This window comes from Sinomonas gamaensis (assembly GCF_005876955.1).
In the GTDB taxonomy this organism is placed as follows: domain Bacteria; phylum Actinomycetota; class Actinomycetes; order Actinomycetales; family Micrococcaceae; genus Sinomonas; species Sinomonas gamaensis.
Genome location: NZ_SSCL01000003.1, coordinates 233684 through 247746, shown reverse-complemented (window position 1 = coordinate 247746; position 14063 = coordinate 233684). Strand labels below are relative to the sequence as shown.

Sequence of the window (14063 nt, the reverse complement as noted above, 5' to 3'; positions counted from 1 at the left end):
AATATCCCCCTTGGAGCGGTCATGGGTACCGACAGATTCGATGTGCTCCGCGAGCAAGTCCGCGGGCAGGTCATCGAGGAAGGAGACGCCGAGTACGACGCGGCTCGCCGCGTGTTCAATGGCATGATCGACCGGCGGCCCGCGGCGATCCTGCGGGTCTCGCAGGTCGCGGACGTCTTGGCGGCGGTTCGCTTCGCGCGCGGCCTCGGCATCGATCTGGCGATCCGCGGCGGCGGACACAGCGCGCCGGGCTTCGGGACGCTCGACGACGGCCTCGTCGTGGACTTCTCGGCCCTCCGTGGCGTGCGCGTCGATCCCGCGACGAGGACGGCACGGGCCGAGGCGGGAGCGACGTGGGCGGACTACAACCACGCGACGCACGCCTTCGGCCTCGCGAGCACGGGCGGGATCGTCGGCACCACCGGGGTCGCCGGCCTGACCCTCGGCGGCGGGATCGGCTATCTCGCCCGGAAATACGGGCTTGCCTGCGACAACCTCATCTCGGCGGACGTGGTCCTCGCGGACGGGACGTTCGTGACGGCGAGCGAGGCGCAGAATGTCGAGCTCTTCTGGGCCCTGCGAGGCGGAGGAGGCAATTTCGGTGTCGTGACCTCCCTCGAGTTCAGGCTCCATCCGGTGGACATGGTGTACGGGGGCGCGGTCGTCTTCCCGGCGTCCGAGGGCGTGAGAGTCGGCGAGTTCTACCGCGAGTGGCTCGCGGAACAGCCCGAGGAGTTCGGCGCCTTCTACGCCTACCACCAAGGGCCGCCAGTGCCGTTCGTGCCTGAGGAATGGCACGGGAAGCCCGTGACGATCATCGCCGGCATGTGGACCGGCGATCTCGAGGCCGGAGAGAAGCGGTGGCAGCCGGTCCTCAAGGCCGCACCGGTGGTGGGATCCATGGTCGGCCCCATGCCGTACCCGGCTCTCAACGTCGCCTTCGATGCGCTCAACGCCCCCGGACTGCAGGGATACTGGAAGGCCGACTTCGCCAAGGAGCTTTCCGACGATGTCCTGCGGGTCGCGAACGAGTTCGGGAAGCTCGTACCGAGCGTGCAGACGGCGAACCACTTCTACCCGATCGATGGCGCCGTGAACCGCGTGGCGGCGGACGCGACGGCCTTCCCGTACCGCAACGCCAAGTTCGCCCCGGTGATCGCGGGGCAATGGGAGAACCCGGCCGACAATGCGGCCAACATCCAATGGGTGCGCGACTACTGGGCCGCGCTGCACGAGTACTCCGAACCTGGCGGTTACATCAACTTCCAGGACGCCGACGACCAGTCGAGAATCGAGGTCAACTACGCGGCCAATTACGCGCGGCTGGCCGAGGTCAAGGCGAAGTACGATCCGGACAACTTCTTCCACGTCAACCAGAACATCAAGCCGGCCGTGACGCCCGCACCGGCGACCACCGTCGTCACCCCGCCCGAGGGAACCGCGGCGGCTCCGAAGCCGGTTCCGCCTGAGGGCGCCGCTACTGCATGAGTCACTGATCGCCCTCAGTTCCCGCCAGCCGGGACTGCGCTCGCCGGTCCCTGGGCGTTGTGCGGTCCCGGCGCGGGTCCGTAGAGGGCAATGGAGCGGCTGGCCTGCGCGAGGGCCAAGAGGCGCAGCACCAGCTGCGAGTGCATGTGCATGCCTGCGGCCGCCTTCGTGACGAGGGTATCGAGATCCTCGGCGGCCGCGGCGTCGCCCACGTCTACGTGGGCGATGAGGTCGACGGCGCGGCTGTACACGTCAAGTGCCTTCTCGGGCACCGGGACGCCGAGCCGGGCCATCTCCTCCAGATGGTCATCGAGGGCGCCGCGCGCCGCGGTGGGGACATCGGGCCACCCCCGCATTCGTACGACGGCGTTCCCCGCCTCTGTGCGCCCAGGAACAGGCTCGCCGAGTGCCTGCACTTCGCGCTGGAGGGCCTTCATGATCTCGACCCGACTCGCGCCCCTGTCAACGAGCCCCACGATGACCCGGATCTGCTCGACACTGAGGCCGTTGACATTGCGCAGCGTCTGGATCGTGCGGATCCGGCGCACATGGCCCTCGTGGTAGTGAGCGCGTGTCGCGGTGACGAGCCGTCCCGCTGGAACGATCCCCTCGCGCAGGTAGTACTTGATGCTCGCGATCGGCATTCCCGTGACGTCGCTGAGCTCCCGGAGCCTCATGCCTTCCCCCATCATGATCTGCAGGCACTGGATAGCAGAATGAGCCAAATTTATCCGTATGGCGACGCAAGGATAGCCCGTGTATCTTCATCCCGGACGGGGGGTCAAGCCTTGACCGAGGGAGCGCTGCAGATGGGGGGCGTTCCCTCGGCTCACGCCTGATCAGAAGAGGCCGTCGGATCAGAAGAGGCCTACAGGGCGCCCATCCTCGTCCAGCCCCATCCTGAGGGCACCCGGATGCTTCGGCAGCCCGGGCATCGTCATGAGCGAGCCCGTGACGGCCACGATGAAGCCCGCCCCCGTGCGAGGCCGCAATTCGCGCACATGCACGGTGAAGCCCTGAGGCGCGCCGAGGAGCGTGGCGTCGTCAGAGAACGAATACTGGGTCTTGGCCATGCAGACCGGCAGCATCTCCCACCCGTTCTCGCGGATCTGGGCTAGCTGCTTGCGGGCGCTGTCCGAGAATTCCACGTCCGTCCCGCCGTAGACCTCGCGGACGATCGTCCGAATCTTGTCTTCGAGCGGAAGCTCGAGCGAGTAGAGCGGGGCGCAGGTCGCGGGCTCGTCGAGCGCTGCGAGGACATTCCGCGCGAGGTCGTCACCGCCGTCGCCCCCTCCGCCACGCGCCCAGACGTCGGCGACCGCTGCCCGCACCCCAGTTGTCGCGCACCACGCGAGGAGGGCATCGAGCTCGTCAGCGGTGTCGGTCGCGAACCGGTTCACGGCGATCACAGGGTCCAACCCGAGCTTGCGGACGGTTGCAATGTGACGGGCGAGGTTCGCCGTGCCGCGCTCGAGGGCGGCCACGTCGCGCTCGCCCAGGCGGTCGGCCGGCACGCCCCCGTGGAGCTTGAGGGCGCGCACGGTCGCCACGAGGACGACGGCGGAGGGCGCCACATCCGCGCACCTCGCCTTGATGTCCACGAACTTCTCGGCGCCCAAGTCTGCCCCGAACCCGGCCTCCGTCACGACGATGTCGGAGAGGCGGCGGGCTGTCGTCGTGGCGATCACGGAATTGCAGCCGTGCGCGATATTCGCGAAGGGGCCACCGTGGACGAGGGCGGGCGTCCCGGCGAGCGTCTGGACGAGGTTGGGCTTGATCGCGTCCTTCAGGAGCATCGCCATGACGCCCTGCGCCCCGAGGTCGGCGACGGTCAGAGGCTTCCGGTCGTAGGTGTAGCCGAAGGTGATGCGCCCGAGCCGCTCGGTCAGGTCCGAGGCCGAGGACGCGAGGCAGAACACGGCCATGACCTCGGATGCGACAGTGATGTCGAAGCCGTCCTGCCGCGGGATTCCCTGCGCCGGACCGCCGAGGCCCACCACGATCTCCCTCAGGCTCCGGTCGTTCATGTCCATGACCCGCCGGAACGTGATCCTCCGAGGGTCGATGCCCAGCTCGTTGCCTTGGAAGATGTGATTGTCGATGAGCGCGCAGAGGGCGTTGTTGGCGCTCGTGATCGCGTGGAAGTCCCCGGTGAAATGGAGGTTGATGTCGTCCATCGGGAGGACCTGCGAGCGGCCCCCGCCCGTCGCGCCTCCCTTCATGCCGAGCACAGGACCCAAGCTCGGCTCCCGGATCGCCACCATAGTGCGCTTGCCCGCCCGGGCCAGGGAATCGGCGAGGCCCACGGTGAGGGTTGACTTTCCCTCCCCGGCCGCCGTCGGCGACATCGCGGAGACGAGCACCACCTTGCCTTGCCCGGCCGCCGAAGGGAGGCGGCCGACGTCGACCTTGGCCTTGTAGCGGCCGTACAGCTCGAGCGCTTCGGCCGGGATGCCGGCGCATGCGGCGATCTCCTCGATGGGGCGGAGGGTGGCGGCCCGCGCGATATCGAGATCGCTGGGCGTCGCTGCCGTTGCGCTCATGCGCCTCACCCTACCGCCGGATGCACCACCGCGTGAGTCCGAACGGCGCGACGGTAGGCCGCCCGCGTGCCCTCGGCGGTCTGCTCCCAGCCGAACCGCTGCGCGTAGATCGAGGCGGCACGCCCGAGGTCCACGCGGGTGGAGGGGTCGTCGTAGAGCTGCTCGAGGACGTCCGCCCATTCGGCTGGGTCGTGACCGTCCACGAGGAAGCCGGTCCGCCCGTCCGAGACGGCCCGCGGCAAACCCCCGACACGGGCGGCGACCACGGGAGTCCCGCAGGCCTGGGCCTCAAGGGCCACGAGCCCGAACGACTCGGAGAAGCTCGGCATCGCGACGACGTCGGCCGAACGAAACCATTCGGCCAGCACTCCGGCCGGCACAGGCGGGAGGCGATGCACCACGCCCCCGAGGCCCTCCTCCTGCGCGAGCGCGTCGAGATCGAGGCCCAGAGAGCCGCTCGGCGCCCCGATGATGGTCACTTCGAGCGGGATGTCCGGACGACGACGGCGCAGCTCGCCCACCGCCGCAACGAGAACCTGCGGGCCCTTGAGCCGCTGGAGGCGGCCCGCGAAGAGGACGTGGAAGGTGGACGCGGGGACTCCCGAGGCGACCCGGGACCGGGACCGGAACGCAGGCCGGAAGATGTCCAGGTCCACACCCGGGCTCACCACGTCGATCCTGTCCTCATCGGCGCCGTAGTGCTTCACGAGTTCGTCCCGCTCGGCGGCGGTGTTGGCGGTGAAACGGGCCGCGTTGTCCGCGATCAGCTGCTCGCCTCTTTCCCGCCACGTGGGCTCGGGGACGTCACCGATCGCGAGGTGGCGGTTCTTCACCCGCGCCATCGTGTGCATGGTGTGGACGAGGGGGACGTCCCACTCGACCGCGGCCCGGAGCCCGGCAAGGCCAGAGACCCAGTAGTGGCTGTGAACCACGCGCGGCAGGGGTGCGGCCTCCATCCGCTGCAGCAGCCGGTCGGCGAACTCCTCCGCGATCGGCGGCATCTGCTCCTTGGCGAGGCGGCGGCGAGGCCCGGCCTCGATGTGGTGAACAGTGACGCCGGGAACGAGCAGCACGGTGTCGGGCTGCGACGGATCGGTGGCCCGGGTGAAGATCTCGACCGTGAGCCCGTCGGCGGCCAAAGCACGGGCGAGGTGGCTGATGTACACGTTCATGCCCCCGGCATCGCCCGCACCGGGCTGTTCGAGGGGCGACGTGTGGAGGCTGATCATCGCCACACTGTTCTGCTCGGGGTGCTGCACGCATACAAGGCTACGGTTTCCGGGCGGGGGGCATGTTCGGGGCCGCCGGTAGACGTTCGGGGCCGCCGGTAGACGTTCGGGGCCGCCGGTAGACTGTCGGGCGTGACTTCCACCCCCGACCCGTCATCAGCGCGCCTCCCTGAGCGCGCCGCCGTCGTCGACCTCGAGGCCATCCGCCACAACGTCCGGGTTGTGCGGACGGTAGCGGAGCCAGCCCGCGTGATGGCAGTGGTGAAGGCGGATGCCTACGGTCACGGTGCCGTGCCCGTTGCGCGCGCGGCTCTGGAAGCGGGAGCGGCGTGGCTCGGAGTGGCCCACATCAGCGAGGCGCTCACGCTGCGTGCCGCTGGCATCGAGGCCCCAACGCTCGCCTGGCTCCACACGGCGGACAGCAACTTCTCCGCCGCGGTGGGCGCCGGCGTCGACCTCGGCTGCTCCGGCTGGGAGTTGAGCCGCATCGTCGACGCGGCCCGCGAGCAGCAGCGCCCGGCCAGAGTCCACCTCAAGATCGACACCGGCCTCGGCCGCAACGGCGTTACGCCGGACCGCTGGGAGCAGGTGCTCGACGAGGCCACCGAGTATCAGGACGCGGGCCTGCTGCGCGTCGTGGGCGTCTTCAGCCATCTCGCGGTAGCCGACGAGCCGGACCGGCCCGAAACGGATGTCCAGCTCGAGGTGTTCCGCGACGCCGTCGCGCTGGCCGAGGACGCCGGGTGCGATCTCGAGGTGCGGCACATCGCGAACTCGCCCGCCATCTTCTCCCGCCCGGACACCCACTTCGACCTGGTCCGCGCCGGGATCTCGATCTACGGTCTCTCGCCGTTCCCGGATCAGTCTGCCCACGATCTCGGGCTGCGCCCCGCCATGACGCTCCGGACGCTCGTCTCCCAGTCCAAGCGCGTGCCCGCCGGTCAGGGCGTGAGCTACGGCCTCACGTACAGGACGCCGGGGGAGAGCGCCCTCGGGCTCATTCCGCTTGGCTACGCCGACGGCATCCCGCGGACGTCCAACGGCGGTCCCGTCCGGATCGCCGGAACCACCTATCGTGTGGTGGGCCGGGTGGCGATGGACCAGATGGTCGTAGACCTCGGGCCAGATGCAGACGTCGAAGCCATCGCGGGCAGCGAAGCGGTCCTCTTCGGCACGGGCGACGACGGCGGTCCGACCGCTGACGACTGGGCACGGGCCGCGAACACGATCAACTACGAGATCGTCACGCGCATCAGCCAGCGGGTTCCCCGCATCCATGTCGACTCGCGTCCAGCTCCCCTGACCGAGTCGGCGGAGCACGCTGTGGCGACGCGTGCCGGAGGGGTCGCGTGAGCGGAGGTGGGAATGCTTCCGCGCCGGAGCCCCTGTGGGAGCTCCGTGCGCGGCCCACGACGGCCGCCGAGACCCAGGAACTCGGTGCTGCCCTCGGCAGGATCCTCGAAGCCGGGGACCTTGTGGTGCTCACGGGAAGCCTCGGTGCCGGGAAGACGACCTTCACCCAAGGCCTCGGTGCGGGGCTCGGCGTTCGCGCCGGCGTCATCTCGCCGACCTTCGTGCTCGTGCGGATCCACCCAAACCTGCCCGACGGCGCGCGGCCGGGCGGCCCGGACCTCGTCCACGTGGACGCCTACCGTCTCGAGGGCGACGGCGAGATCGATGACCTGGACCTCGAGAACTGGACCGACACGTCCGTCACGGTCGTGGAATGGGGGCGCGGACGGGTTGAGCACCTGGCGGAGTCCTGGCTCGACATCGAGCTCGAGCGGGGACCCCTTCCCGTGTCCGGCGGTTCCGTGAGCGCCGACCCGCAGGTGGACTTCGATCCCGAAGGCAGCGAGGCGAGCGTCGACGAAGAGTACGACGACGACGAGCCGCGCTTCGTCGTCGTCCGCGGCTACGGACCGCGATGGGCCGCGGCTCCGGCCCTGCCCGGGGCTGAAACCGCCCAGCTGCCGACGGGAGACGGTCGATGATCCTGCTCGTCATCGACACCTCGGCCATCGCCTCGGCCGCGATCATCCGATGGCATGAGGACGGCTCGGACGCGGCGGTCCTCGCCCAGTTCGCCACGGAGGACACCAAGTCGCACGCGGAGGTTCTGGCCCCCGGCGTGCGGGCTCTCCTTGAGGAGCAGGAGCTCGGCGGGGCCGATGTGGACCACATTGTGGTGGGCGTCGGCCCTGGTCCGTTCACTGGCCTCCGCTCGGGTATCGCGACCGCCCGCGCCCTCGCCTTCGCATGGGGAACGCCACTGTCGGGACTCATGAGCCTGGACGCAATGGCCTGGGACGTCCTTGCCGCGGCCGCGCCATCGTCCGACTTCCTCGTGGCAACCGACGCGCGGCGCCGCGAGGTCTACTGGGCGCGGTATTCCCCGTCGGGCCTCCTCCTGGATGGTCCGCATGTCGCGTACCCCCACGCGCTGCCGCCGCTCCCGGTCTACGGGGCGGGGGCCGGGATCTACCGGGACAAGCTCGCGGAGGCCGGCGCCGTCGTCATGCCCTCGTTCGACCGCGCCCAGCCGACCGCCGCCTCGCTCGGCCTCGCCGCCGTCGAACGACTCGCGCGCGGCGAGGAGCTCCTCGACACGGCGCCCCGATATCTGCGGGAATCGGACGCGCAGGTGCCCGGGCCGCGGAAGCGGGCGCTGTGAACGCTCAGATGCCCCAAGGAGTGCGGCTCCGCGACATGACTGAGCGCGACGTCCCCGCCGTGCACGCGCTCGAGCAATCCCTCTTTCCGTTCGATGCCTGGCCAGCCCAGATGTTCCGGGACGAGCTCTCGCAGCCGCAGACACGGCGCTACTACGTCGTCGAAGAGGCGATCGGGGACCTTGGCGACCGCCAGGGCGACGCCCCGGCCCGGATTATCGGATACGCAGGGGTCATGTGCGTCCCCCCGATTGCGGACGTCCAGACGATCGCCGTCGTGCCCGAGCGGGAGGGGCGCGGGATCGGCTCGGCCGTTCTCACGGAACTCATCGCGGAAGCCGCCCGGCGCGGGGCGCGGGACGTGCTCCTCGAGGTGAGGGAAGACAACCCGCGGGCCCAAGCCCTGTACCGTCGCTTCGGCTTCGTGCACATCCACACACGACGGCGCTACTACCGCGACGGAGTGAACGCGCTCATCATGCAGCTGCCGCTCACTCCGACCGGGGAGGGAGGCAAGTGAAGGAGCCCCTCGTTCTGGGCATCGAATCCTCCTGCGACGAGACCGGGGTCGGCATCGTGCGCGGCACAACGCTGCTCGCGAACACGGTGTCGTCCTCGATGGACGAGCATGTGCGGTTCGGCGGAGTGATTCCCGAGATCGCCTCGCGCGCCCACCTCGACGCGATCGTGCCGACCCTGCGGGAGGCCCTCGACACCGCCGGAGTCACGCTGGACCAGGTCGATGCGCTGGCTGTCACCTCGGGACCCGGCCTCGCCGGCGCCCTCATGGTGGGCGTCTGCGCCGCGAAGGCCCTGGCGGTCGCGACGGGCAAGCCGCTGTACGCCATCAACCACCTCGTCGCCCACGTCGGCGTGGGCCTGCTCGACGACGGCGTCTACGGCGGTTCCCTGCCCGGCGACCTCGGCGCCCTGCTCGTCTCCGGTGGTCACACCGAGATCCTCCGGGTGCGGAACATCGCCGCCGACGTCGAGCTGCTCGGCTCGACGATCGACGACGCCGCAGGCGAGGCCTATGACAAAGTCGCACGCCTCCTCGGGCTCGGCTACCCCGGCGGTCCCGCCATCGACCGGATCGCGCGCACCGGCGACCCCCGCGCCTTCCGCTTTCCCCGCGGCCTCACCCAGCCCAAGTACATGGGGAGCGCCGAGGCGCCCGGGCCGCACCGCTACGACTGGTCGTTCTCGGGCCTCAAGACGGCCGTCGCCCGATGCGTCGAGCAGCACGAGGCGGCCGGGAAGCCCGTGCCCGTCGCGGACATCGCGGCGTCCTTCCAGGAGGCTGTCGTGGACGTGGTGACGTCCAAGGCTGTGCTCGCGTGCCGGGAGCACGGCCTCCGGAATCTCCTGCTCGGCGGGGGAGTGGCCGCGAACTCGCGCCTCCGCGAACTGACGGCGGAGCGCTGCGCCGAGGCCGGCATCTCGCTCGCCGTGCCGCCGTTCTCGCTGTGCACGGACAACGGGGCGATGGTCGCGGCGCTCGCCTCGCGGGTCATCATGGACGGCCGGTCGCCGAGCGACCTCGCGTTCGCGCCGGATTCGTCGCTGCCCGTGACGACGGTCTCCGCCTGACCCTTCCGCCCCCCGTTGCGCCGTCACGTTTACCGTGTAGACCTGACGGCGCAACGTGATGAGGAGCGGGATCAGGAGTCGGTAGCGCGCCTGCGCCGCCACGCGATGACAGCTTCAACGCCGGCGTAGAGAACCGCGAGCACGACGACGGCCAGCGCCGCCTGCGCGTGCGACGTCACCGCCAGGATGACAGCGACCACAGCGAGGACGAACACGAGACGCCCGGGTGATCGGCGTCGTCGTGCGGGGCGCTCGCTCACGCGCCGTGGCCCTCCCGCATGAGCCGCGCCTCCTCGAGGACGACCTGGCGCAGGTTGCCCCCGTGGGCCTCCGCCGTCCGACGCTGCCTCTGGTACCCGGCGCCCCGGCGGAGAATGCCCTCGATGTCGCGCAGCTCCCGTTGGCAGCCGAGGTCTCGCGCGATGGGCTCGAGCCGCTCGAGGGTCTCGGAGAGATGCTCGGTGACGAGCTTCTCGTTCCCGGCGGCGTCGAGGATGATGATCGCGTCGAGCCCGTAGCGGGCTGCGCGCCATTTGTTCTCCTGGATGTGCCACGGCGGCATCGTCGGGATCATTCCGCCGTCGTCGAGAATCCTGGAGGCCTCCTCAACGAGGCACTGCGTCAGCGCCCCTATGGCGCCGACCTCCTCGAGCGTGGAGAGTCCGTCGCACACCCGCATCTCGATCGTGCCGAGGCGTGGCACGGGCCGGATGTCCCAGCGGATCTCGCTGATGACGTCGATGACGCCAGTTGTCAGCATGTCGTCCACATACCGCTCGAAGCCCTTCCAGTCGGGAAACTGGAACGGCAGCCCGGCGGTTGGGAGCTGCTGGAACATGAGGGCCCGCTGGGACGCGTACCCCGTGTCCTCGCCGCCCCAGTAAGGGCTTGAGGCTGACAGCGCCTGGAAGTGGGGGAAGTAGTTGACGAGGGCGTCGAGGACCGGCATGGCCTTGTCCCGGCGGTCGAGGCCAACATGCACGTGGACACCGTAGATCACCATTTGACGGCCCCACCATTGGGTCCGGTCGATGAGCTTGGCGTATCGCTCCTTGTCGGTGACCGGCTGGAGCCGAGGCTGGCTGAACGGGTGGCTGCCGGCCGAGAACAGCTCCACTCCGATGTGGTCCGTGATGCCCCGGACGGCGCTCATGGTCCTCGCGAGATCCGCCTTCGCATCTCCGACGGTCTCATGGACGTCGGTGACGATCTCGACCGTGTTGAGCAGGAGTTCCTGATGGACACGGGGGCAGTCGGCATTCAGCTCGGGGTGCTCCTCCGCGACGCGCCGCATGACTTCCGGGGCCGCCGAGACGAGCTCCCCGTCGTGCCGGTCGACGAGGGCGAGCTCCCACTCCATGCCGATCGTGGACTGCCTGGAAGCAGCGAAGTCGATCTCCATGTCCGCCCCCGCTTCTGGAGCTCAGGCTCCGGCCAGGCCGGCAGCATCCGTACAGAACGTGCCCAGTCTAGGGCAGGGGCGCTCTCCGGCGAGCCGGGCATCCCGGGCGGGGGGAGAGGCATCCGTCACTCCGGGCCGCGGCGCCGCCCCCGCACTTCCGCGCCGCACCCGCACTTCCGCGCCGGGCCCCGCGCGGATGTGCGGGGTCGGGCGCTGTATGCGGGGAAGGGCCTCTCACGGCGTTCCTCACCCTCTCGTGGTCATCCAGTCGGAGTTTTCCACATAGGCCATTCCACGAGTGCAAGGCCCAACGGGATCCACCACGATGAGCGCTATGGAACCTCGAGTAGCGCGCGCAATCGTTGCCAGTCGGTGGCCTGGGCAACTCATCGCCTCGACAGCGGAGCTGAAGGCTGCGGGTCTCGATGATCGCGTGCTCACCGCTTGCGTGCGTGCCGGCGTGCTCCTGAGGATTCGCCGAGGGGCGTATGCCCTGGGCTCGTCGTGGACGGAGCTGAGCCCTTGGGACCAAGATGACTATCGCATCGACGCTCACGCCGCCGGCTCACAGGGCAAACCCTGCTATAGCCACGCATCGGCGGCTCGCCTTCACGGATTTGCTACCTGGAACGTTGGATCTCAAGTACACCTCCTGACAAGTGCGGATTCCGGAGCCAGCCACGGGGCAGATGCTGTGGGGCACAGGGCAGCACTCGGAGCGGATGAGATTGTCCAAGTGCGGACGCGTGGAGGCCGTGTAGTTTTTGCCACGTCCCCGGTCCGAACCGTGCTCGACTGTGCTCGTGCCTACGGCCAGGAGGAAGCAGCCGTGATCGGAGACAGTGCACTCCATACCGGGGTAGGTTTGGCCGATCTCACTGCGTCCCTTGAGTCCTCGCCGATTGTTCGGGGCAGCGTGCGAGCGGCACAACTGCTGGGATTGCTGGACGGTCGCGCCGAATCCGCGGGGGAAACGCGTACGCGATTCCTTCTCTCGCGGCTCCGCGTCGAACCGCCTGAGGTCCAACATTGCATCGAGACGCCTTTGGGCACATACCGCGCTGACTATGCGTGGCCGCGGATCAAGGTCATCCTCGAATTCGACGGACGCGGGAAGTACTACGACTACCGCCCGACGGCCGAGGCACTCCTCCTGGAGCGGCGGCGCGAGACTGCACTCATGGACCTCGGGTGGCGCGTCGTCCGGCTCACCTGGGCGGACCTGGAGCGACCCGACCTGGTCGCCGCGCGTCTCGCAGCCGCCTTCGAGGCCGCGGCCTGACCGTCTCCTGACGGCGGCAGCTTCAGCGCCGGGCCCGCACTTCCGCGCCCGGCCCCGCACTTCCGCGCCGGGCCCCGCGCGGAAGTGCGGGGAAGGGCGCTTCGTGCGGGGAAGGGCGCCGCAGAAGTCAAGCGGGGCCTAGACCCTCTCGAGGACGCCCTTCACGGCCGCCTTGTCCGGGAGGCACCCGTACCCGAGTGCCCGCTGATCGCCGAGTCGGGCCGCGACGAAGGCCTCCGCGACGGACGAGGGCGCATGCCCCACAAGGAGGACGGCCTGCAGCGCCAGCGCGAGTTCCTCGGCGAGCCGGCGGGCCCACGGCTGGGCCTCCTCCGGCTCGTGGACGGCGTCGGAGAGGAGCGACAGGGCGCGGCCGAGCTGCCGGTCGAGTGCCGGATCGACGCCCCGCTGGCTCTCGAGCTCGTCCGCGAGGGCTTCGGCCGACGCGGGCTCGCGAGCCAGGGTCCGCAGGACGTCGAGGGCCACGACGTTGCCCGACCCCTCCCAGATGGCCATGACAGGCTGCTCGCGGTACCGCATCGCGAGCGGAAAATCCTCCGTGTAGCCGTTGCCGCCAAGGCACTCGAGCGCCTCGGCGGCGTGTCCGGGCCCGCGCTTGCAGACCCAGAACTTTCCGACGGCGGTCGCGAGCCGCGCGAAGCTCCGCTCGCGGGAGGCGACGTCCCGACCCTGGTGGGTGCCGCCGTCGTCCGTCGCCGCGAGCCGCAGGCCGAGCGCGGTTGCGGCCTCGGCTTCGATCGCGAGGTCGGCGAGGACCGCGGCCATGGCGGGCTGGTCGATCAGCAGCTGCCCGAAGGCCCGGCGGTGACGAGCGTGCCACACGGCCTCGGTCACCGCCTGTCGCATGCCGGCCGCGCTCCCGAGGACGCAATCGATCCTCGTCTCATGGACCATCTCGAGGATGGCCCGCACGCCCCGCCCGGGCTCGTCGATCCGCCAGCCGAGCGTGTCCTCGAACTCCACCTCGGCGGATGCGTTGGACCGATTGCCCAGCTTCGACTTGAGCCGCACGAGGCGGAAGGGATTCCTTGTGCCGTCGTCGAGCACACGGGGGACCAGGAAGCACGAAAGACCCGGCGGCTCCTGGGCGAGCACCAGGAACGCATCGCTCATCGGGGCCGAGCAGAACCATTTCTGGCCGGTGATTCGCGCTGTCCCGTCGCCCGTGTCGACCGCCCTGGTCGTGTTGGCGCGCAGGTCGGAACCGCCCTGACGCTCCGTCATCGCCATGCCCACGAGCACGCCCGACTTCTCGGCGGGGCGGACGAGCCGCGGGTCGTAGCCGGTGCCGTAGAGGAGCGGCAGCCAGGAGCGGCCGACGGCGCTCTCCCGGGCGAGGGCGGGGACGGCGGCGTGCGTCATCGAGACAGGGCACGCGTGGCCGGGCTCGACCTGCGCGAACAGCATGAAGGCGGCAGCGCGGGCCACGTGGGCTCCAAGTCTCGGGTCCGCCCACGACGACGTGTGGGCCCCATGAGCGACAGCGTCGCCGAGCACGCGGTGATAGGACGGGTGGTACTCGACTTCGTCCCGGCGCTCGCCGTACCGATCGAGGGCATGGAGCGTGGGCGGGTGCAGGTTCGCGAGCCGAGCCTGCTCGTGGAACTCGGCGGATCCGACGAGCCGCCCGACCGCAGCCAGGGCTCCCGACGCCCACCCGGCGCCGTACCGCCGGACGCCGTCGACGAGGGCCGCGTTCGCGGAGAACTCGTCGACTCCGACTCGCGGGGGAACCTGATTCGTGGAGGAGCCCGGCATGGGTCCATTGCACACCCGGTGCTTCGAGGCAGCCAGAGTCCGGGGGCCGGAGCTTGGTGCAACCCGATTAGCCTTGTC

13 protein-coding genes and 1 pseudogene are annotated in these 14063 nt (G+C 69.9%); 8 read left to right on the top strand and 6 right to left on the bottom strand.

Annotated elements, in window-relative coordinates:
- Window positions 1–21: 21 nt before the first annotated feature.
- Window positions 22–1488: an FAD-binding oxidoreductase gene (locus E5679_RS05915; RefSeq protein ID WP_138414142.1), complete on the top strand. Its 1467-nt coding sequence runs from the start codon at window positions 22–24 to the stop codon at window positions 1486–1488.
- A 14-nt stretch (window positions 1489–1502) separates the two neighbouring features.
- Here the strand turns inward: E5679_RS05915 and E5679_RS05910 are convergent, their stop codons facing one another.
- The 3 genes from E5679_RS05910 to mshA form a co-directional block, all read right to left on the bottom strand.
- Window positions 1503–2165 carry a MerR family transcriptional regulator gene (locus tag E5679_RS05910; RefSeq protein WP_138414141.1) on the bottom strand — a complete coding sequence of 221 codons (663 nt, stop codon included), beginning with the start codon at window positions 2163–2165 and terminating at the stop codon, window positions 1503–1505.
- A 180-nt stretch (window positions 2166–2345) separates the two neighbouring features.
- Entirely contained in the window at window positions 2346–4031 is a 1686-nt protein-coding gene (locus E5679_RS05905; protein ID WP_138414140.1) for a formate--tetrahydrofolate ligase, read from the bottom strand.
- 5 nt (window positions 4032–4036) lie between these two features.
- Window positions 4037–5260 (bottom strand): D-inositol-3-phosphate glycosyltransferase, encoded by a 1224-nt coding sequence (gene mshA / locus E5679_RS05900; protein WP_138414328.1) that lies wholly within the window; start codon window positions 5258–5260, stop codon window positions 4037–4039.
- Between the two features lie 123 nt (window positions 5261–5383).
- On the opposite strand from mshA, the gene alr reads away from it, so the two are divergent.
- Genes alr through tsaD form a run of 5 tightly spaced genes read left to right on the top strand, consistent with a single transcriptional unit; the run spans window position 5384 to window position 9522 of the window.
- Window positions 5384–6613: an alanine racemase gene (alr, locus tag E5679_RS05895; protein ID WP_138414139.1), complete on the top strand. Its 1230-nt coding sequence runs from the start codon at window positions 5384–5386 to the stop codon at window positions 6611–6613.
- Window positions 6610–7254, top strand: a complete 645-nt coding sequence (gene tsaE, locus E5679_RS05890; RefSeq protein ID WP_249335979.1) for a tRNA (adenosine(37)-N6)-threonylcarbamoyltransferase complex ATPase subunit type 1 TsaE — start codon at window positions 6610–6612, stop codon at window positions 7252–7254. The genes alr and tsaE overlap by 4 nt, the downstream gene beginning before the upstream one ends.
- On the top strand, window positions 7251–7934 hold the full coding sequence (gene tsaB / locus E5679_RS05885) for a tRNA (adenosine(37)-N6)-threonylcarbamoyltransferase complex dimerization subunit type 1 TsaB (RefSeq protein ID WP_138414138.1): 684 nt from the start codon (window positions 7251–7253) through the stop codon (window positions 7932–7934). Before tsaE ends, tsaB begins: the two co-directional genes overlap by 4 nt.
- Before the next feature lie 35 nt (window positions 7935–7969).
- A complete protein-coding gene (gene rimI, locus E5679_RS05880) occupies window positions 7970–8452 on the top strand; it encodes a ribosomal protein S18-alanine N-acetyltransferase (protein ID WP_249335978.1) in 483 nt (160 codons plus the stop codon).
- Window positions 8449–9522 (top strand): tRNA (adenosine(37)-N6)-threonylcarbamoyltransferase complex transferase subunit TsaD, encoded by a 1074-nt coding sequence (gene tsaD, locus E5679_RS05875; RefSeq protein ID WP_138414137.1) that lies wholly within the window; start codon window positions 8449–8451, stop codon window positions 9520–9522. Before rimI ends, tsaD begins: the two co-directional genes overlap by 4 nt.
- Before the next feature lie 71 nt (window positions 9523–9593).
- Here the strand turns inward: tsaD and E5679_RS05870 are convergent, their stop codons facing one another.
- Together E5679_RS05870 and E5679_RS05865 are read right to left on the bottom strand one after the other, a co-directional pair.
- Window positions 9594–9782 carry a hypothetical protein gene (locus tag E5679_RS05870; RefSeq protein ID WP_138414136.1) on the bottom strand — a complete coding sequence of 63 codons (189 nt, stop codon included), beginning with the start codon at window positions 9780–9782 and terminating at the stop codon, window positions 9594–9596.
- The gene (locus E5679_RS05865) at window positions 9779–10924 is read right to left on the bottom strand and encodes a glutamate--cysteine ligase (protein WP_138414135.1); all 1146 of its coding nucleotides are present in this window, start codon (window positions 10922–10924) and stop codon (window positions 9779–9781) included. The genes E5679_RS05870 and E5679_RS05865 overlap by 4 nt, the downstream gene beginning before the upstream one ends.
- 325 nt (window positions 10925–11249) lie before the next feature.
- Between E5679_RS05865 and E5679_RS21575 the strand changes: the two are divergent.
- Together E5679_RS21575 and E5679_RS21185 are read left to right on the top strand one after the other, a co-directional pair.
- Window positions 11250–11408 (top strand): annotated as a pseudogene (locus E5679_RS21575) (hypothetical protein); the annotation flags it as partial.
- Window positions 11409–11969: 561 nt separating this feature from the next.
- A complete protein-coding gene (locus E5679_RS21185) occupies window positions 11970–12206 on the top strand; it encodes an endonuclease domain-containing protein (protein WP_249335977.1) in 237 nt (78 codons plus the stop codon).
- 138 nt (window positions 12207–12344) lie between these two features.
- On the opposite strand, the gene E5679_RS05855 is transcribed toward E5679_RS21185, so the two are convergent.
- Window positions 12345–13985: an acyl-CoA dehydrogenase family protein gene (locus E5679_RS05855; protein ID WP_138414133.1), complete on the bottom strand. Its 1641-nt coding sequence runs from the start codon at window positions 13983–13985 to the stop codon at window positions 12345–12347.
- Window positions 13986–14063: the final 78 nt, after the last annotated feature.